The organism is Paenibacillus riograndensis SBR5, assembly GCF_000981585.1.
In the GTDB taxonomy this organism is placed as follows: domain Bacteria; phylum Bacillota; class Bacilli; order Paenibacillales; family Paenibacillaceae; genus Paenibacillus_AQ; species Paenibacillus_AQ riograndensis.
On record NZ_LN831776.1, the window covers coordinates 2,066,979 to 2,088,662 of the forward strand.

Sequence of the window (21,684 nt, forward strand, 5' to 3'; positions counted from 1 at the left end):
ATTTGTTATAGGAAAGGAACTGGGGGTTACTATGAGTTATCAAAACAGTGGGCAAATGTATACCGGATTAGAAATTGCCGTCATCGGCCTGGATTGTAAATTTCCGCAGGCTGCTGACGCCGGGCAATTTTGGAATAACCTCAAGCACGGAGTTGAAGGGATTCAATTTTTTTCCGATGAGGAAATGATTCAATCCGGCATCGATCCGGCTCTATGCAACGATCCGAATTATGTGAAGGCAAGAGGCATTCTGGAAGACATTGAATATTTTGATGCCTCCTTTTTTGACTACACGCCGTTTGAAGCGACGGTACTGGACCCTCAAGTCAGAATCTTTCATGAATGTGTGATGAATGCTTTAGACAATGCCGGGTATAATCCTGATACATACAAGGGGCAAATCGGGCTGTACGCGGGCAGCACCGAAAATGCCAACTGGCAGCTTCGCCAGCTTCTGGCTGACGAACACCCTACGTTTAACATGAGCTTCCGTGAATATTTATGTACGTCGGTCTCCTATAAATTAAGACTGAGGGGGCCAAGCGTGACCGTTCTGTCGGCGTGCTCCACTTCGCTGGTTGCTGTCCATCTGGCGAGCCAGGCCTTGCTGAACGGTGAATGCAACATCGCATTGGCGGGCGGTGTGCACCTGTCGCTCCCTTCCAAGAAGGGGTATTACTATGTCGAGGACCTGATCTATTCAGCGGACGGCCATTGCCGCACCTTTGATGCCGCTTCACAGGGAACGCTTATCAGCGATGGAGCAGGGGTTGTAGTTCTGAAAACCCTGCAGGATGCCATTCAGGACCGCGATCATATTTACGCCGTGATTAAAGGGTCGGCCGTCAATAACGACGGCAACCGGAAAGCGGGGTTCTCCGCGCCGAGCATCAACGGACAAAGGGAAGTGATTGAAGCGGCACTGCAAATGGCTGAAGTGGAGGCCGAATCGATTACTATGGTGGAAGCCCACGGCACGGGCACGAAGATAGGGGATTCCATCGAGATCGAAGCACTGAAACGGGCTTATGGCACTGGCCATAAAGCATATTGCGCCATCGGCTCTGTAAAGTCGAATATCGGCCATCTGAATGAAGCGGCAGGGATTGCAGGCTTGATCAAAACGATTCTGTCGATTGAGCACAGGCAGATTCCTCCCACGATTAACTTCAACAACCCGAATCCCAAAATTGAGTTTGAGGATACCCCCTTTTATGTAAATAATGCATTGGCTGATTGGACAACTGCGGGCACGGCGCTCCGGGCCGCCGTAAGCTCTTTTGGCATCGGCGGGACCAATGCCCATGTCATTCTTGAAGAGCCTCCGTCATTAGAACCAGCAACTGAGGAGAAGGTTCCCCGGTTGTTTGTATTCTCTGCCAAGACCCCAACCGCCGTTCAGGAGCAAATCAGCCGCTTCAAGCAGCACTTGAAAAGCAGTCCCCATCTGAGTCTGTCCGATGCCGCCTATACGCTGCAAGCGGGGAGAAGGGCTATGCCAAACCGTGCTTATATTGTTGCGAGCAGTCATCAGGAACTGGCAAGCAAGCTTGAGGACAAGAACGTTACCGTCCAGTCAGTGGATAAAAGCGAATACGCTGTTCTTTACGTCTTGCCGGATATCGATGGTAATATCCAGGCCGTTCAACAGGCGATCTCCTTATATGAGAGCCATCCGGTGTTCCGCCAGGCGGCAGACACAGCTATGGGCAAATTGGGAGCTCACAGCGGGATAGACTTCCGCACACTGTTTCTCCGGGGTGAAAAAAATCAGCTGCAGCGTGAGGCTATTCATTTTCTATTCGGCTATGCTGTGGTAAGCATCATGCTGCAATGTAACCATAAACCTTTGGGGCTGCTTGGCATCAAGCGGGGCAGCCTTGCAGCTGCCGCTGTGACAGAGGCTGTAGCACTTCATCACTCGTTCACTGCATGCATGGACAGAGAGAGCACAGCCATCGCAGATTATCCGATTCATAACCCCCGTGTCCCGATGTTTTCGGCGGCAAGCGGCGGCAAGCTGTCGCTGGAAGAGCTGAAGGAACCGGATTTTTGGAGTAACGTCCGGAACTCTTCTTTTTCGTTAACGACGGGGATGGTGAACCTCGTGAACACCCCCAAAACCCTTGTTGCTTATATAGGAACAGAAGTACACGAGCTAATGAAAGCAATGGATGAACCCCGCTCTAAGCTGATTTCCTTCAATCCAGGTGCGGACGGTATTAGTGAGGACGGGTGTTTTCAGCAATGGATAGGGAGACTATGGAGCGCAGGGCTGGGCATTCGCTGGGAAGCCCTTGAGAAGGCAGGGAATAAGGGCCGGATTCCGCTGCCCGCCTATCCGTTTGAGCGAAACCGCTATTTTCTTGACGAAGACCCGGCACAGCTGGGACAATCCTTGCTGCAGCAGGTAAAAGGACAGACCGGCCAACAGAAATCTGCGGCGGATTGCTGCTATACAGCCACCTGGAAGAAAGCGGCGCTTTCCAGCGTGAAAAGCAGGAAGGGGACCAAGCCCTCAGCGATTATTGTTCACGATGTCGCCTTGGATGAGCGCACCATCGAAATATGCAGCCGGTACTTTGACCATCCGGTTTTTGTGGCAAAAGCCTGCAGCCCTGTTACGGCTGGCGGCGCCACAATTCAACTGGAGAACAGCAGTAAACACGCCTACTGCCAAATGATTCAAGCGTATCAAAAGCAAACAAAGGCGTTCCCCCAGAATATCCTCTATTTTGCGCTAAACGATCATGGCATGGAGTCATGGGATCACGGCCAGGAAGATCTTATGCTGCAAGAAACTTATTATGGATTATTGTCTCTCGTTCAAGCTATAGATGAGTGCAGTGCTAACGGAATGCTTCAACTGAACGTGGTCACGAATCATCTTTTTGATGTGCTGGGCAATGAAGAAATAAACCCGTGGAATGCGACACTTCTGGGACTTATTCGCGGAATTCCCCTGGAGTTTCCGGGCCTGCAGTGCCAGCTCATTGAGATTGCGGATCAAGAACAGCTCCGCTTGTCCGCAGCCGCCGACATCCTTTTCCGGGAAGCGGAGAGCAGCCGGGACGAGATTGTCGCTATACGCGGAAATTCCAAATGGCTGCCCATGTACGAACCTCTTGAACCGGGCCCGGACACCATGCCTGTGCTTTCCGACCAAGGGGTTTATTTGATCACAGGGGGAAGCGGCGGCATCGGAATAGAACTGGCCGAATATCTATCCCGCAATTGCAATGCCAGCCTCGTCCTCCTTGTCCGTTCAGCGTTTCCGGCGCGAAGCCAGTGGGAAAGCTGGCTTCGTGAACAGGCCAAACATGATCCTGTCTCGGAAAAAATCAGAAGAATTCAGGCAATGGAACAAAGGGGAACACAGGTATACGTATATCAATCAGATGTCTCTGACTTCAATCGTCTTGCCGATACCATTCAGCAGGTCGAGCAGGAGATTGGGCGCATCCAAGGCGTCATCCATGCCGCAGGGCTTCCTGGCGGCGGCTTTATTCAGCAGCAGAATAAGGAGACCGCAGACCCGGTCATCCTGACCAAAGCGCTGGGCTGCATGCATTTGAATCAAATCCTTCAGGATCATCCATTGGATTTCTTTGCGGTATGCTCTTCGGTCAGCACACTGTTTCCGATTATCGGTCAGTCCGATTATAACGCGGCCAATGCCTTTGTTGATGCATACGCAGAATATTGGAACCGCTTTGGCAAACACCGGATAACCAGCATCAAATGGGATGTGTGGAAGGATGTCGGGATGGCGGTAAATGCAGGGACAGCTCCGGCTCCCCGGAAAGAGCTTGCCCATCCGTTGTTCGATTCCTGCCTTCATTTGAGAGAGAGGGACATCTTCCACTCGAAGCTTAGCCTGCGTAAGCATTGGGTGCTGCAGGATCACCGCACGGAGGAATACGGCGTATTATCAGGTACTGCTGTACTGGAAATGGTTCGGGAGGCTGTTGAAAGCACCAGGCTGAAGAAGCCTTTCCTCCTACGCAATGTACAGTTTCACACGCCTATCCTGGTTCAAGCGGAAGAAGAGAAGGAAATCGTGCTTATCCTCACCAAGGACAATGAGTTTACAATGTATGGCCGTCTTCCGGAGGAAGCTTCATGGGTGCCGCATGTTACGGGGCGGATGGGTTCCGTTGAGCCGCAGGACAACACCGTTGATCTTGAACGGTTGAAGGCCCGCTGCAGCCAGCAGAACGCCATATATACAGAGGCTGATAATCACAAGCATGGGGGCCATCTGAGCTTTGGAAAAAGATGGCGCAATATTCGCCAGGTCATGGCTGGCAACCAGGAAGGCCTGGCTATCATTGAGCTTCCGGAGGAATATCAGGGTGATCTGGAAGACTATCATCTGCATCCCGGACTGCTGGATTCCGCAACAAGCTTTTTACTTGGCTTCATCAACCAAACCAATCTGTATATTCCGTTGTCCTATGAATCTCTTGCCGTCTATGGGGAGTTGACGAGCCGGGTATACAGCTACAGCAGGTACCATGACAGCTCCTTGCCTCAAGAGGAACTGGCCAGCTTTGATATTCAGATCATGGATGAACATGGCAGCGTCATTATGGATATCAGGAATTACACCATGGTAGCCGTATCTGATACGCTGACGAGCCGGATCAGCACCAATCACGGGAAACCGCAGCATGCTGCCATCGATATAGATCATTTGCTGGCCCCGTCCCCGGCCGGGAATGCAGCTGCCGTAACAGGAATCCTGCCGGAGCAAGGGCGGGACATATTCGGCCGGGCGCTTGCGGCGGAAGCTGCCACGATCATCGTATCCGCGGCACCGCTGGAAACACGGCTGCGCGGGGATAAGAGCACCGGTCAGCCGGGCAAGAACGGCCCGGAGCCGGTGACCCGAAAGTCCCAGGGGAAACGGCCCGAGCTGCCGGTGGCTTATGTTCCTGCCGGAACGGATACCGAGAAAAAATTGTGTGCGATCTATGAAAATCATCTTGGATTTCAGCCCATCGGTATCGAGGATGACTTTTTTGAATTGAGCGGAGATTCGCTCAAAGCCATTCATGTAATATCCAGCATTAGAAAGCAATTCGACTGCAACCTGACCCTGACAGACTTTTTTCAGAATAAAACGATTAAGAGTGTTGCCCGGTTCATCCGGAACGCCAGCCGCGCCAATGAACGGCAGATTGCTCCAGTGAACCCCAAAAGCCACTACCCGACCTCATTGGCGCAAAAACGGATCTTTTTCCTGCAGGGACTTATGCCGGATACGGTTGGATACAATGAATCCACTTCCGTCTTGCTGGAAGGGAACATCAATGCCGGGCGAATTGAGGAGGTTTTTGCCCAAATTATCAACCGTCATGAAAGCTTGCGGACTTCCTTCCGGGCTGAAAATGGCGAGATCGTTCAAATCATCCACCCTCATGTTGACTTTAAGCTGATCCGGACGGCGGTGAAAGAGCAGGGGATTGAAGAAGCTGTGGAAAGGTTTATTCAGCCGTTTGACCTTGCCCGGGCACCGCTTATCCGCGTCGGCTTACTCCAAGCCGGGGAGCAGCAAAGCATCCTCGTCGTCGATATGCACCATATCATTGCAGACGGCACGTCGGTCAATCTGCTGGTCAACGATTTTGCTGATCTGTATATGGGGAAGATCCTGCCGCCATTAGCCATTCAATATAAGGATTATGCCGAGTGGCAGCAAGGATTCATTACTTCCGAAGCCTATCGGAGCAAAGAGACCTACTGGCTGGAAAAGCTGGCGGGGCCGCTGCCTGTCTTGACGCTGCCGACAGACTATCCGCGTCCGGCTGCCCTGAGCTTTCAAGGCGGCAGGATCACGTTGGAGCTTGACCGCCCGTCCAGTGAGCGCATCAAAAAGTTTTCCCAGGAGCAGCAGGTGACCTGGTTTATGACCATGCTGGCTGCGTACTATGCATTGCTCGCACGGCTCAGTGGAGAATCCGATATTCTGATAGGCATTCCACAGGCCGGGCGCAATCACGAAGACGTACAAGAAATGGTAGGCATGTTTGTCAATTCGCTGGTGCTGCGGAATCAACCGGAGAGGGACAAGCCGTTCCTCGCCTTTTTACAGGAAGTACGGGCAAGCCTGCTGGAAGCCTTGGAAAATCAGGATTTTCAGATTGAAATGATTGTGGACCAGCTGGACTATAAACGGGACCCGGGCCGGACCTTTCTCTATGACACGATTTTCAATTATCAGAGCATGAAAAATCAGACGGAGACGGAAGCAAGCTATCTGCATGACATGAAGCTGTCGCCGTATCCCATGACATCCAAAACGACGAAAGCGGATCTGAATATTCATTTATATGAAGTTCCTTCCGGGATTTACGTGGAGTGCTTCTATCGGACGGATTTGTTCAAGCGGGAAACCGTGCAGTACATCTTTGAGGAATATCGCAGATTGATTGAGGCTATTCCAGAGCAGGCCGGCAGGACAATAGGAGAGCTGCCGGTATTCAGGCAGAACGACATCCCGCCAGCGGGAGGCAATGTTTCACCACCTGTCCGATTCCAAGCCTTCCATTACAACGATCCGGCAGAGAATCTGGTACAGCGGTTCGAAAAGCAGGTTGCTGCATACCCGGCCCATACTGCTGTCAAATACCGTGAAGAATCATTGAATTACCGCCAGCTTAACGAACAAGCCAACCGGATCGCCCGCCGTATATGGGAGCTGAAAGAACAGGAAAGTGTAGAGCGCCCGGTAGCCTTACTGTTCGGAAATACGATTGAAATGGTTGCGGCGCTGGCAGGGGCAATCAAAGCAGGAATTCCTTTTGTGCCGCTGGACCGCAGCGCTCCGTTGCAGCGCCTGATTCATATGGTCAATGATGCACAGGCAACCCTCATCCTCACTGATTCTGAGAATGAGTCCATTGCCCGTGAACTGGCGGAAAGAGTCCATGCCAAAGTAACGATTGTCAATACGGCAGAGGGATTAAGCGGTGTCTCTGCGGAGAATCCCTCTGTTTGCCCGGATGGTGATCAAACGGCCTTTATCCTGTACACGTCAGGCTCCTCGGGGATACCGAAGGGGGTAGTCCAATCGTACAGAAACATCGCCTTTTACATTGCCCAGTTTACGCATTCCTTAGCTGTCAATCATCAAGACCGGATGGCCCTGTTAACCACCTACAGCCATGCCATCGGCATTCTGGATATATTGGCAAGCCTGCTGAACGGGGCAACGCTGCATTTATGCGATCTTAAACTGGACGCAAGTATACAGAGACTCAGCAGCTGGTTGAACTCCGAAGGGATTACCCTCTATCACTCTGTTCCATCCGTCTTCCGGTTTTTAATGAAGAATCTGCCCGGAGATGTCAAGCTGCCCTCGCTTCGGATGGTTTTATTGGGCGGAGAAGTGGTTACCAGAGCGGATTTTGAGCTGTACAAGAAGAACTGCGCCGAACACTGCCTGTTTGTTAACTTTCTGGGGTGTTCGGAATTGATGGTGATTTCCTTTTACACGCTGGATAAGGGAAGTGAAGTGAACCATGCCAGGCTTCCGGCCGGGTACGCGGTCGATGGCATTGATGTACGGATTGTCGGTGAGAGTGGCAGGGAGGCCGGAATATTCGAAGTCGGGCAGCTCGTCTATCAAAGCGAATATCTCTCCCCTGGTTATTGGAATCAGGCCGGGGTTACGGAGAGGGTGTTTGCTTCCGGTCCAGACAGCGGAGCGAAAAGGCTGTACCGGAGCGGTGATTATGGCCGGCTGCTGCCCAATGGCTGTCTGGAATATCACGGGAGAAATGATGCCCAACTGAAGATCAGGGGCTACAGAGTTGATCTGAACGAAATCGAAAGCACGCTCGATCACATCCCCTTTATTCAGCAAAGTATTGTCACAGCGACGTTGGATCACGAGGGGGAGCAGGCCATTGCCGCCTATTACGTTCTGAAGGAACCGGCCGCAGAGAAGGACATTATCCGGTTGCTGCGGGAACAGCTGCCTGCCTATCTGATCCCCCGTTATTGGATAGAGCTGAAGTTCTTTCCCATGACCGGTCCGAATAAAGTGGACCGCAACGCCTTGCCGGCGCCGGATGCCATTCCGTCCAATGACCTCCGGCATGAATATGTGCCTCCCCGCAATGAGATGGAGAACATGCTGGCCAGGCTGTGGGGAGAGGTACTGGGCATCCAGCATATCGGGGTAGATGACGGCTTTTTTGAAATCGGCGGCCATTCCCTGCTGCTCATGCAGGTCCAGAACAATCTGGAGAAGGAGCTTAAGCTAACCGTTGAGATGGGGGATCTTTTTAAATATCCTACTATAAGCTCGTTGGCTACGTTCTTAAAAGACAAGCATAATCACAATGATTACCTGAACCAAAGCAAGCAGCGCGGGGAGCTGAGAAGAAGCCTGATGGGAAACCGCAGAAAAGGGGAGCTGAATAATGAATAACGCAGTAGTATTTGACTTCGATGGAGTAATTATTGATTCACTGGAAGTACAGCGTAAAGCCTTTTTTGAGAGCTTCCGGCTGGTTTCCGATGGTCCGCTCCCCTCTTTTGAGGAATTCCTTGGGCACAGCGGGGATTCCATCCCCAACATTTTTACCAAGATGGGCCTGTCGCTTGACATGACCGAGCATTACCGGAGGATTGCCAGAGAAAATATTCATCTGATTCAAATCATAGACGGCATGGAGGAACTGCTCCGATACATCAAGGATGCGGGCTGGCTCTGCGGCCTTTGCACGGGAAAGGACCGCCCCCGGACTCTGCTCACGCTGGGAGAACACGGACTGGCCGGCTATTTTGATGCAGTGGTTTGTTCCGATGATGTCACCCACCCCAAACCGCACCCGGAGAGCCTGCTGTGTACGATCGATCAATTGCATACGACAGTGGAGCATTCGGTTTTTGTGGGCGATGGCAAGAACGATATCATTTGTGCGCGTGAGGCGAAGATGAGAAGCATAGCCGTTGCCTGGGGACATAATCCGGTAGAAATTCTCCGGCAGGAAGCCCCCAGTTATGTCGCGTATAACGTGGAGGAACTGCGCCATGGGCTGCAGGCTCTTTTTCTGCACACCGAAGTTTCATTATAAGCAGCGGGAGGGATTGAATTGTTGGATGATGACGCGATGCAGTCAAAAATTGCAATCATAGGCCTGGCCTGCCGTGTTCCCGGAGCCGATACTCCCGCAGCCTTTTGGCATCAGATTGTAAACGGGGTTGAATCCATCAGGACCTTCAAGGATGAGGAACTGACCGCAAGCGGTATTTCAGCGGATATTCTGAACCATCCCCAGTACGTGAAGCGGGGCGCGGTTATCGAGAATGCCGACTGCTTTGATGCCGGCTTCTTCCGCTATACGGCAAAGGATGCGGAAATTACCGATCCCCAACACCGGGCGTTTCTGGAGTGTGCCTGGGAGGCGCTGGAGGATGCCGGATGTGTGCAGGACCTGGAAAAATATCCGGTGGGGGTATATGCCAGTTCATGTATCAGCTCCTACGTGCTGAATCTGTATTCCGATCCCGAATTGATGGGCAGGCTTGGGCATGTGCAAATTGGAATCGGCAATGAAAAAGACTTCTTAGCGTCAAAAGTCTCGTATAAGCTGGGACTCCGCGGCCCTTCCGTCAATGTCCAAACCGCCTGCTCATCCTCTTTGGTAGCGGTTCATATGGCCAGTCAAAGCCTGCTGAACGGGGAGTGTGATCTCGCCTTGGCCGGCGGGGTCACCATCCGGAGCGAGCAAAGGGCCGGCTACATGTATCAAAAGGAAGGCATGGTTTCGCCGGATGGGCATTGCCGTGTGTTTGATAAGGATTCCAAGGGGACTGTATTCGGGAATGGCCTCGGAATCGTTGTGTTAAAGCGGTTGGCGGACGCAGTCCGGGACCGGGATAACATTCAGGCGGTGATCTGCGGCACGGCCGTCAACAACGACGGTGATCACAAGATTGGTTTTACTGCGCCAAGTCCGGTGGGACAGGCTCAAGTGATTCATGAGGCACTCAGTGTTGCTGGTGTTGCCCCCCGGGAGATCAGCTACATTGAAACCCACGGGACCGGGACGGAACTGGGGGATGCCATTGAGATCAAGGCGCTTAAGGAAGTATTTCAGGCCGAAACGGGTCCGGCGCAGTTTTGCGCAATTGGTTCAGTCAAACCGAATATAGGCCATCTCGATACGGCTGCAGGCATCATCGGGCTGATAAAAACTACGCTGGCTATGAAGAACCAGGTGATCCCTGTATGCATCAACCATGAAACGCCCGATCCGAAGCTCTCCCTGGAGGATAGCCCTTTTTATGTGAATACAGCATCGCGGCCCTGGAAAGAGGTAAGTGCTGCACCCAAGGCAGGAGTAAGCTCTTTTGGCATTGGAGGAACCAATGCCCATATTATTCTTGAAGAGGCGCCTTCCATAGCTTCAGATGCTTCCGCCAAACAGAACCATGTCTTTTTGTTTTCGGCCAAAACGCTGAAGTCTTTGGAGGATACCTGCAGAAACATGGCTGATTTTTTCGGCAATCACTCCACCCTTCATCCTGCCGATGTTGCTTATACGCTGCAAACCGGCCGCAAGCATTTTCCCTACCGCAAAATGGTCGTCAGTTCCTCGCTCGAAGAGGCAGCACAATGGCTCAGGACCGGCTCAAGCCAAACGGAATGCAAGGGGAGGGAAGAGGTGCCTGTAGCTTTTTTCTTTCCGGCAGAGCAGCGGGATATGTTAAGGATTGGTTATGAATTATATCAAAAAGAAACACGTTTTGCGTCTATCATAGATACGTATCTTAGTAATGAGCGTATTCTTCACACGCTGGCCGGGCTGGATTTGCAGCAAATCCTGGCAGGTTCCCGCCATGGAAACCAGGAACGCCTGTATACGGTGCTGGGCCAGTTTATCTATCAATGTGCGCTTGCCGATTATCTGGTTACATTGGGTATCCGGAAGGAAGTGCTTATTGCAGAGGGAAATGGAGTGCTCCCGGCGGTATATGTCTCCGGAGCGCTCAGCATGAATGACCTGATCCGAATCATCCTGATCAGGCAGACATGGCTTAATGCAGCAGGAGAGCAACAATCCCTGCTTGCAATAGAGCTGGCTTCTTTGCTGAAGATTCTGCCCGTCCAGACTCCGGAAGCGGAAATGCTCGCCGGTGGACTTCGGGTAAGCGAAGAAATGCTCCGCGACGAGGAATTTTGGCTGTCCTGCGGACCAGCCTCCGATTGGCCTCAAGCGCCCAGTCTGCCGGAGCAAGAGAACCGGCTGCTTATTAAGATAGGCATGGAAAGCGGGACAGACGGGGCATTGAAGGGTATGGGCGTCGTTTCTTTACTGCGTCAACAAGCTTATGATGAACCGGCTGATTTTATCTTTTATAGTAAATTAGGAGAAATATGGACGGAAGGCGGAACAGTAGACTGGCAGCCGTTCTATTTCCAGGAGAGCAGAAAGCGCGTCACACTCCCTGCTTATGCTTTTGACAGGCAGCGGTATTGGCATGAAAGGAAAGAACAAGCCCCTCAAACCGTTCCGCGAAAAAAAACGCCCGAGCAGTGGTTGTACCGTCCGGTCTGGAAACAGTATTATGCCTCACCGGACTACAGGCTGGAGGATAGAGGGCCGGACACATTCCTGTTGTTTATAGATGACAGCGGATTAGGGGAAGGGATACAGGAAGCCCTGTCAGCCAAAGGGAACAGAGTGTGTACGGTGAAGATGGGGGCCGGTTTTGGCCGGATTCACCGGGATCAATACGAAATTGATCCGGACAATGCAGAGCATTACCTCCAGGTGTTCCGGCAGGTATTTCAGACGGGTCATCCCGTATGGAAAATCGTTCATATGTGGAGCAGCCGGGAATACATGCCGGACTCCGGAGGTTTTTACAGCCTGCTGCATATGGGCAAGTCCTTTGGCATGATCGGGATTCACCAGCAGATCCAACTGACGGTCGTAACTTCCGCTTTTCAATCCGTTATGGGGAATGAAGTCCTGACCCCGTCAAATGCAGCCGCAACCGGTGCAGTACATGTGATTCAGCAGGAATTACAAAATGTTCGCACAGCATTAATAGAGCTGGCCGGGGAAGATACCGGCAAGTATGATCAAGCTGCCTTGGAGCTTCTGCTTGAAGAGTTCATCAAGCCCGGCCCGGAAAGATTCCTGGCGGTTCGGGGCAGACGGAAATGGGTTCGCGCTTTTGAGCCCATGCAGATGGATCATCCGGCAGATTTGAAGCAGAAGCGGGACGGGGTACATGTGATTCTTGGAGGATTAGGCGGTATTGGCCTGACTGCGGCACAGGCTTTGGCCGAACAAGGTGCGGGAACCCTTATCCTGACGGGAAGAACCAGCTTCCCTCCAGAAGCGGAGTGGCAAGAACGGCTTGCCCTGTATCCCGGGAACGACATCATCAATCAAAAAATCCGCAAAATAATAGAACTTCAGGAACAGGGAGCCCAGGTATATCTTTATCAAGTGCAGGTAAGCGATGAGAAGCGGATGAACGGACTGTTTACAAGCATAGAGCATACACACGGCAAAATACAGGGAGTCATCTATTCGGCAGGTACGGTCGTAAGCGATTTCTTCCACAACTCCATATCGGGCATTACCCGGGAAATGTGCGAAGCTGAGTTTGAGGCGAAGATAAGGGGACTTATCATTCTGGAGCGGATGATCCGCGGGAAAGACATAGAATACTGCATGGTCAATTCATCGATTTCCACGATTCTCGGCGGAATCGGTTTAGCCGCCTATACGGCTGCCAACCAGTTCATGGATAGCTTTGTTCAGATGATGAACCAGCAGCAGAACCGGACCAGGTGGATGGCTGTGGATTGGGATGCATGGAACTTTTCAGCTTCTGACAAGGCGGGCGGCACAGCCGCCAATGAACGCCTGGATCAGTTTATTCATCCGGCGGAAGGCGGAGCGGTTATAAAAGCCCTGTTCCAGGTTATGAACAAGACGGAACATATTGTGGTTTCGACTACGGAGCTTGAACCCAGGCTCGCTTTGTGGGTGAACCATTCGCGGAATAACGAACCGGGCAGCCAACGGGAAAGCCGCAAGGAGCTGTCCATCGAACAGCTGCTGCAAGAGAGGATCAGGGAAGCAACAGGCCTTTCCGGCATGGGTGCAGACGAGAACTTTTTTGATGCAGGGATTACCTCTATCGACATTGTAGGCATGAATGACTCCATCCAGCAGCATATCAACAGACCCATTCTGATTTCCTCCTGGTATGAATATCCGACGATCAAGAAACTGGCGGGTTATTTGCAGGGCGAAGAAAAGGAAGCGCGCAGTACTCAGGCGTTTGACCGCACCGAAATCGTCAATAAAGGGATGGATAAACTAAAAATGCTGCGGAACAAAGGAAGGGAGCTGCAAAATGGCTGATCCATCAGATTACAACGGATTAGAGATAGCCGTTATCGGCTTGGCATGCCGGTTTCCGGGAGCAGACAACCGCGAACAATTCTGGAACAATCTAAAGGACGGCCTGGAGTCAGTTACCGTTTTTACGGATGAAGAGCTGAGACGTGAAGGCGTCACGGCTGAGTTCCTAAGCAATGAGAACTATGTAAAAGCGGGCGCGGTTCTGGACCGGTTTGAGTATTTTGATGAAAGATTTTTTGGCTACAGCCCCAAAGATGCGCTGGTGATGGACCCGCAGGTGCGGTTGTTTCATGAGGTGGCCTGGGAATCGTTGGAGGATGCAGGGTACGTCCCCGATACTTACCCCGGCTTGATTGGCGTGTTTGCCGGAGCGTCCAGCAACTACAACTGGAATGCGAGAGTCTATTCCTATGAAGGGGAGCACCGGGACGCCTTTTCCGAAATTCAGTTGAGCAATAAGGATTTTCTCGCTTCCCGGATTTCCTACAAGTTCAATCTGAAAGGCCCGAGCATGACGCTTACGACAGCCTGCTCCACATCGCTTACTGCCATTCACACGGCTTGCCGAAGTCTGCTGAGCGGCGAATGTGACATGGCAATTGCAGGCGGGAGCTCGATCTTAATTCCGCATCGGAGCGGATATTTATATCAAGAGGGTCATTTTCTATCCAAAGACGGGCATATCCGGGCCTTTGATGAACAAGCCTCGGGCATTCTGTTCGGGAACGGAACCGGCGCCGTTGTGCTGAAGCCTCTGGAAAATGCGCTTGCGGATAAGGATCACATCTGGGCGGTCGTCAAGGGCAGCGCGGTCAATAACGACGGGAACCGTAAAGCGGGTTATATGGCACCCAGTGTAGAGGGACAGCGGGAAGTCATTGAGAGCGCTCTGCAAGTCTCTGAAGTCGGGCCGGACAGCATTTCTTACATCGAGACGCATGGCACCGGGACTCAGCTTGGGGATACCATTGAATTTACTGCGCTTCAGCAAGTTTTTCACACCAGGCAGTCCCCTTGCATATTGGGTTCCGTCAAGAACAATATTGGCCATCTGGATGCAGCTTCCGGGGTTGCGGGATTCATGAAAGCCGTGCTGGCGCTGAAGCACCGGCAGATTCCACCCATGGTTAACTTTGCGAAAAGTAATCCGCTTCTGGAAATGGAAAAATATCCGTTTGCGGTCAATACCAAACTGCTGGATTGGCCGTTGTCCTCCTATCCCTTGCGGGCGGGAGTCAGTTCATTCGGTGTGGGGGGAATGAATGCACATCTAATACTGGAGCAAGCTCCCCTGCCCGTGGAGGAACCGGAAGAGGATTTACAGCCGCAGCTGATCCTGCTGTCCGCGCAAAGCATGGAATCTTTGGAGAACATGACAGAGAATCTGGCGCGCCATGTGGAAGAGCATCCGGACATCCGTATCCGGGATGTTGCCTATACCTTGCAGGCAGGCAGAAAACCTTTCGAATTCCGCAAGCAGCTCATCTGCCGGGACAGGAAACAACTGATCGAAGGATTACGCAAGAAGGATGCCAGGCAGCCGCAAGTGAACCGTGTGGGGGAAGCGCCTGAGCAAATTGTGTTCATGTTCCCGGGGCAGGGCGCCCAATATGTTAATATGGGCAGGGAGCTTTATCACAACGAGCCGATATTCCGCAAATATCTGGATCAGTGCTTCGCGATCCTGCAGGTCCATTCGGAAACTGACTATCGGGCTATCCTGTTTCCAAGCGAAGAAGAGGCAGAGCAGGCGCGGGAATTCATGGCCCGGCTGGACCATAGCCTGGTCATCCTCTTTATTTTCGGATACGCGTTGGCAGAGCTGCTCATGGAATGGGGAATCAAGCCGGATGTTGTGATTGGATACAGTCTCGGAGAATATATCGCTGGTACGGTTTCCGGGTTGTTCACCCTGGAGCAGGCTATTCCTTTGGTTCTCAAACGGGGCCGGCTCTTTCAGCAGCTGCCGGATGGAATCATGCTCAGTATTCCGCTCCCGCCCGATAAGGTTCTGCCGCTGTTAGGCGATTCTCTTGAAATTGCCATTGATAATCAGGTATCGTGCGTGGTGGGCGGTCCCGCACATTTGGTGCTTGAGCTGGAAGAGAAGCTGAAGCAGAGCAAATGTGTCTGCACACCGCTCCCCACGGCAAAGGTGATTCATACGTCGAGAGTAGAGTCCATTCTGGATGAATACCGGGCAGCTTTACAGCCGGTGCAGTACCAGCCGATGAAGCTGCGGTTTATGTCCAGTGTGACCGGAGACTGGGCCGGGCCGGAAGAACTTGCCACAAGCCAGTATTGGATCGATCAGCTGCAGGAAAAGGTTTCCTTTGTGAAAGCGGTCCAGCGTTTGGCTGATACACGCACCCTCTTTATTGAGATTGGCCCGGGCCATGATCTAAGCGCCTTGGTCAAACGAACGTTTGGCCAGGGTCCCAATGTGCAGGTGCTCAACCTCATTCCGATTGGCACCAGCAAGGTTTCCGAGCAGCATCATTTGTATGACCGGATCGGCAAGCTGTGGCAATATGGCTATTCCGCAGATTGGAATACATTCAGCCCGCAGGGCAGACGCATACCGCTGCCCACATATGCGTTCATGCGGAAGAAATTCTGGCTGGAGGAGCCCTCTTTTCCAGGCCGGGCAGGCAGTCAGCCCTATCGCATGAACCGGAAAAACATAGAGGAGTGGTACTATGTGCCCTCCTGGAAACGGCTCACGCCGGTCACTCAAGCCGCCCCGTCTCAAGCCAAGTCTGAGAGGCGCAGGCTTATTTTTGGTGACCACAGTTCCGCAGGTCAAAAGTTTACCGATAAGTGGAAAACAGTCAGCGAAGGAAGCGTTACGGTTTATAAGGGTGAGAAGCGTGCCAAATGGAGTGCGGACGAGCTTGTGATCAATCCCGCCCGGGATGAGGATTACGAATGGCTGTTTCAGGAGCTGCATGCCGGTTCGTTTATCCCGGATGAAATGATTCATTTATGGAGTTTACCGTTTGATCAGAAGGAAGCTCATGCTCTTGTCCCGGATGCGGGTCTGGACGATGGCTACTTTAGCCTGCTTGCGATTGCCAAAGCGTGCGGACAGCATCTCGGGGAGCATCCGCTTGAATTGAGGGTTATTACCAACGGTGTCTGTGAAGTGATGGGGGATGACGCTACATCTCCGCATAAGGCAACAATGCTGGGACCTGTGAAAGTCATTCCGCTGGAGTATCCATCGATACGCTGCAGCTTATTGGACATGGAGCTGCTGCCGGACGGCTCCCGTTTGGACAATATGATCGATTCGCTAGTCTCTCAGCTTGCTGCGGCAAAGTGGGAGAGCGTTGCGGCTTATAGAAATAATAGCTTTTGGGTGCCAACCTGTAATGCCGTCACATTGGATACCCGTCATGCCATGAAGATACAGCCGCACGGAAAGTACCTGATTACAGGCGGGCTTGGCGGTATTGGTCTTGCTGTTGCCGGATTTTTGGCACGGCAGGCCCGGGTGGAATTGATTTTAGCCGGACGAACACCATTTCCTCCAAAAGAAGAGTGGGCAGAATGGAGCGCCCCCCATCTTGCAGAAGAGATCCAAAAGCTAACGGAAATAGAAAACTCCGGAGGCACCGTTCATGTTCTGCAGGCGGATATCAGTAATCCGGCAGAAGTTCAGGCATTGCTCACACAGGTTGAGCATACGGTGGGAGAGCTGACGGGAGTTATCCATGCTGCCGGAGTTGCAGATGGTGAACTCATCCAACGTTCCACCCGGGAGAGCTCCAAAAACATGCTGGCGGCTAAGGTAGACGGCACGCTTTGCTTGTATGAGGCTCTGCGGGGGAAGCCGCTCGACTTTTTTATTTTATGCTCCTCCCTGAGCTCCTATCTTCCGGCAATTGGGCAGGCGGGGTATTGTGCGGCCAATGCATTCCTGGACTCCTTTGCCTTTTATGCCCATGCCCAAAATCCCGGTTTTCCTGTCTTGTCAGTAAATTGGGAGCGCTGGAAACAGACCGGAATGTCAAGAAGGATTGAAGCCTTGCATAAGGAACTGACCGGATCGGAACTGGAGGATACGATTACGGAAGGAGAAGGCATTCAGATTTTTTCGCGGATTGGGAATCTCGCAGTGCCACAGATCATCATTTCTGCCTTTGATATGAACGAGAGGGTCCAGCTTTATGAGCTGGCCGGTTCTCCCCTTGATTTTGAGGGAGCGGAGAGCATTTCTCATCAGCAGCCTGTTGCCGGGATATTTGAACGGCCCAGCCTGACAACGGAGTATGTCCCTCCGCGAAATGAGCGGGAGCGGGAGCTCGCACAGTTATGGGAAGCGCAGTTTGGGGTGCAGCCGGTCGGGATGGATGACAGCCTGTTTGAATTGGGAGGCGATTCGCTGATGGCCCTCTCGATTCTGGCAAGGGTCCAAAAGCAATGGAATGAACGCATCCCGATGGCGTATTTTATTAACCATCCCACTGTGGCAGGCATCAGCAGCTATATGGAGCAAGCAACGCCAACCGAGTCAAGCGGGGTCAAGCCTGTTGCGCGTAGAGAATATTATCCGCTGACCTCTGTTCAGAAACGGGTGTACTTTTTGCAAAAAATGCATTCTACGACGACGGTATACAACAATCCGGGAATCTATCAACTGGAAAGTGAAATCGATACCGGCCTGCTTCAGCAAATCTTCCAGAGGATCCTGCAGCGGCATGAAATCCTGCGGACCTCCTTCGGCTTTGCCGGGGAAGAGGTGGTTCAACGGGTTCACCAGAATGTTGTATTCTCCATTGAAGAACTGGACGGCCACGAAGCCGGCATGGATGCGGTAATCGCAGGGTTTATTCGTCCGTTTGAACTGGAGAAGGCTCCACTGCTGCGGGTGGGGTATTTGCGGGACAAGCGTATTTTGCTGATCGACATGCATCACCTCGTATCGGATGAGATGTCATACCGGTTGCTGATTCAGGATTTTCTTGCTTTGTATGAGGGTAAGGATTTGACCGTATTGCCTTTGCAATACAAGGACTACGCAGCGTGGCAATCCGGAATGAAAGGCAGTCCGGCGTTCGTAAGCCAGCAGCAATATTGGCTGGATCAATTCGCGGACGGTGCCAGCGAAACGAGGCTGCAGCTGCCGCTCGATTTCAAGCCGCCGCTCGTTCAAAGCTTTGAAGGCGACTTTATCCGGTTCGATGTGGATGCCGACACGAGCAGACGGTTTAAGCAATGGCTGAAAACAGAGGGCGTGACCTTAAATATGGGGCTGCTGGCGCTTTATGCAGTGGTTCTTTTTAAGATCTGCCAGCAGGAGACGGTCATCATCGGCACCCCGGTATCCGGCAGAAAGCATACGGATCTGGAGCATGTCATCGGCCCGTTTGTAGATACGGTTGCCTTGAAGCTGTCCATGGGAGCCCAGGCTTCTTTTGCGGAATTTCTGCAAGAAGTCAAGCAGACGCTGTCCTCCGCTCTGGATCATCAGGACTATCCCTTTGAAGAGCTGATAGGCAGCCTGGACCTGGAACAGGATTTGAGCCGTAATCCTTTGTTTGAAACGATGTTCAGCTACCGGGAGGTATACGATAAGACCAATCAAATCGGCGGTGTGCGGGAGATCACCTCTTTTTACAGACACAAGACAGCAATGTTTACAATAAGATTTACCGCTTGGGAAGAAGGGCCGCAAATCGGCTGCGAAATTGAGTACAGCACCACACGGCTGGCCCAGGAAACGATGCAGCGGTTTGCCGGTTTTTTTGAACATCTCATGCAGCAGGTTCTGAACGGGCCGGCCAGACCGCTGGCCGAAATTGCGGTGATGACAGAGAGTGAAAAACAACAAATCCTGTTTGGCTTCAATCAGACACAAAGCATTGTGGAGCCCGGGCAAAATATCGTTTCGTTATTCGAGCGGCAGGCCGAGGAGCATCCGGAGAAAATTGCCGTTGCTGCGGGGTTAACCGCCATGAGCTATCTGGAATTGAATCATGCTGTAAATCAGCTGGCTCATTATTTGCAAAAGAACGGCGTTACCCGGGGAACGCCGGTGGGAATATACCTGGAGCGCTCCCCGGATGCGGCTGTCGCCATCCTCGCTGTGCTGAAGGCGGGAGGCTGTTATGTGCCGGTTGATCCAAGCATTCCCATCCGGCGGATTCTCCAAATCCAGGAGGAGGCCGGGCTGGTGGTCATGCTGTCCACCAGTGACTTAACAGAGCAGGCGAAGCTGGAATGCGGGAGAATGATCCTGCTGGACCGGGAACGGGAGGCTATTTTACAGGAATCATCCGCTAATCCGGGCAACGGGGTGGAGGCTTCACACACGGCCTATATGATCTTTACTTCCGGTTCCACCGGCAAACCGAAAGGGGTGAAGATTCCGCACCGCGCATTGACAAATTTCCTGCTCTCCATGGCCAAAAAGCCCGGGATGACAGCGGAGGATAAGCTTTTATCGGTAACTACCCTCTCGTTTGATATTTTCGGATTGGAATTATTCCTGCCGCTGGTCACGGGAGCGCTCGTTGTCCTGGCGACCAACCGGGAAGCAGCCGATGGCAGAGTCTTGGGGCAGCTGCTCGCAGCACACGGAATTACGGTGATGCAGGCAACACCGGCCACATGGAAGATGCTGCTGCTGTCCGGCTATTCCGGCAGCAGCCGGCTGAAGGCGTTATGCGGAGGGGAGAGCCTGCCGCCGGATGTGGCCAGGGAGCTGCTTCCCAAAGTAGGCTCGCTGTGGAACATGTACGGGCCTACCGAGACAACGATCTGGTCAACCGTCGCCGAGATCACCAATGCCGGGCAAATCCTGATCGGAAAGCCGATTGATAATACACAAATTTACATCCTGGATCAGAACCGGAACCCGGTGCCATTGGGAGTCTACGGAGAGATGTATATCGGCGGGGCCGGGGTGGCAGACGGGTATGTCAACCATCAGCAGTTAACGGAGCAGAGTTTTGTCGATAATCCCTTCAGCACGTTGTATCCCAAGATGTACAGGACAGGCGACCTCGCCCGCTTTTTGCCGGATGGCACACTCCAATGCGAGGGCCGGATGGATGACCAGGTGAAGCTCAGAGGTTTCCGCATTGAACTGTCAGAGATCCAGGCCGTCATTGCCGCTTATCCGGGGATCAAAGACAATGTGGTGGTGGTTGAATCCGGCTTGCCAAACGGGGAGGAACCGGAGTCTGATAAGAAGTCTATAATCAGCTACATGGTTCCGGCCGGACCGGAAGCGGTCCATATCGATGAGCTGAAAAGCTATTTGCTGGAAAGACTGCCGTCCTACATGATCCCGGTGCAATTTTTCATCATTGATCAAATCCCGCTGAGTGCCAATCAGAAAACCGATAAGAAAAAACTGCGGACGATGCAGCAAAAACTCCTGGTGTCCGCGAAGGCGTATAAGGAGCCGGTGTCGGAGCTGGAGAAGCAGATCAGCTCCATTTGGATGAAGCTGCTGCACAAAGAAACCATCAGTATCACTGATTCTTATTTCGACCTTGGCGGTACCTCCATCACCGTGGTTTTGCTGCAGGAGCAAATGAGGGAAGCCTTCGGCGTACCGCTCCAGGTTGCCGATATTTTTGCACATCCGACCATTGAACGCCTGGCAGGCTTTATGGAAAGGAAGATGACTCCGGAGGCTTCCTTGTTGCTAAAGGGGATAAAAATGCCTTCCGGATACTATCTGACGGCGAATGACAGGAATGAGCAGATGAAGCTGAGGCTGGAATTAGAACCGGCAGCGGCACAGGGGCTTGTCCATATCGCCGATTCCCACGGGATGAGGACGGAAGAGGTCATCCTGTCGCTTCTGTATTATGTACTGAATCAGATCTCCCGTGAAGAAATGATCGAAATCACTCTTCTGGATGGTAACCACGGAGTACACCAGGCGTGTATTGATTTTTCAGAGCTGGAAGACTTTGATTCGCTCTTTATAAAGATCAGGGAAAAGGTCAGTGATATTCAGAGTCAACGCTCCCCGGCAGAGAACACCCGGATTGAGGAAAAGGACGGGAAGAACCTGTTCCTGCTATTCCCGCTGACCTCTTCTTCAGCCGCCGGCTTGTCCTTCCCGTTCAATGCGCTCTGGACATGGGAAATCAGCCGGCAGGAGAAAATTATCGTGCAGCTTGATTATGACGGACTGCTGTGGAAAGCGGCAGCGTTGAGCAAAGTCGTTCAAGGTTTCACACAATTAGCCAATCAGTTAGCGAGTCGGCTCTACATTCCATGAGGCCGGGCTATCCGCGGAGTTTTCAACCTGACG

4 protein-coding genes are annotated in these 21,684 nt (G+C 52.4%); all 4 read left to right on the forward strand.

Annotated features, from left to right (window positions below; translation table 11 throughout):
* Nucleotides 1–31: 31 nt before the first annotated feature.
* From PRIO_RS08625 to PRIO_RS08640, 4 genes are read left to right on the forward strand one after another with little or no spacing between them, the layout of a single operon-like run.
* Nucleotides 32–8,440, forward strand: a complete 8,409-nt coding sequence (locus tag PRIO_RS08625; RefSeq protein ID WP_046501891.1) for a type I polyketide synthase — start codon at nt 32–34, stop codon at nt 8,438–8,440.
* A complete protein-coding gene (locus PRIO_RS08630; protein WP_020431289.1) occupies nt 8,433–9,089 on the forward strand; it encodes an HAD family hydrolase in 657 nt (218 codons plus the stop codon). Before PRIO_RS08625 ends, PRIO_RS08630 begins: the two co-directional genes overlap by 8 nt.
* A gap of 18 nt (nt 9,090–9,107) precedes the next feature.
* The gene (locus PRIO_RS33785; RefSeq protein WP_020431288.1) at nt 9,108–13,406 is read left to right on the forward strand and encodes an SDR family NAD(P)-dependent oxidoreductase; all 4,299 of its coding nucleotides are present in this window, start codon (nt 9,108–9,110) and stop codon (nt 13,404–13,406) included.
* The gene (locus tag PRIO_RS08640) at nt 13,399–21,651 is read left to right on the forward strand and encodes a hybrid non-ribosomal peptide synthetase/type I polyketide synthase (RefSeq protein ID WP_046501895.1); all 8,253 of its coding nucleotides are present in this window, start codon (nt 13,399–13,401) and stop codon (nt 21,649–21,651) included. The genes PRIO_RS33785 and PRIO_RS08640 overlap by 8 nt, the downstream gene beginning before the upstream one ends.
* The last annotated feature ends 33 nt before the right edge of the window (nt 21,652–21,684 follow it).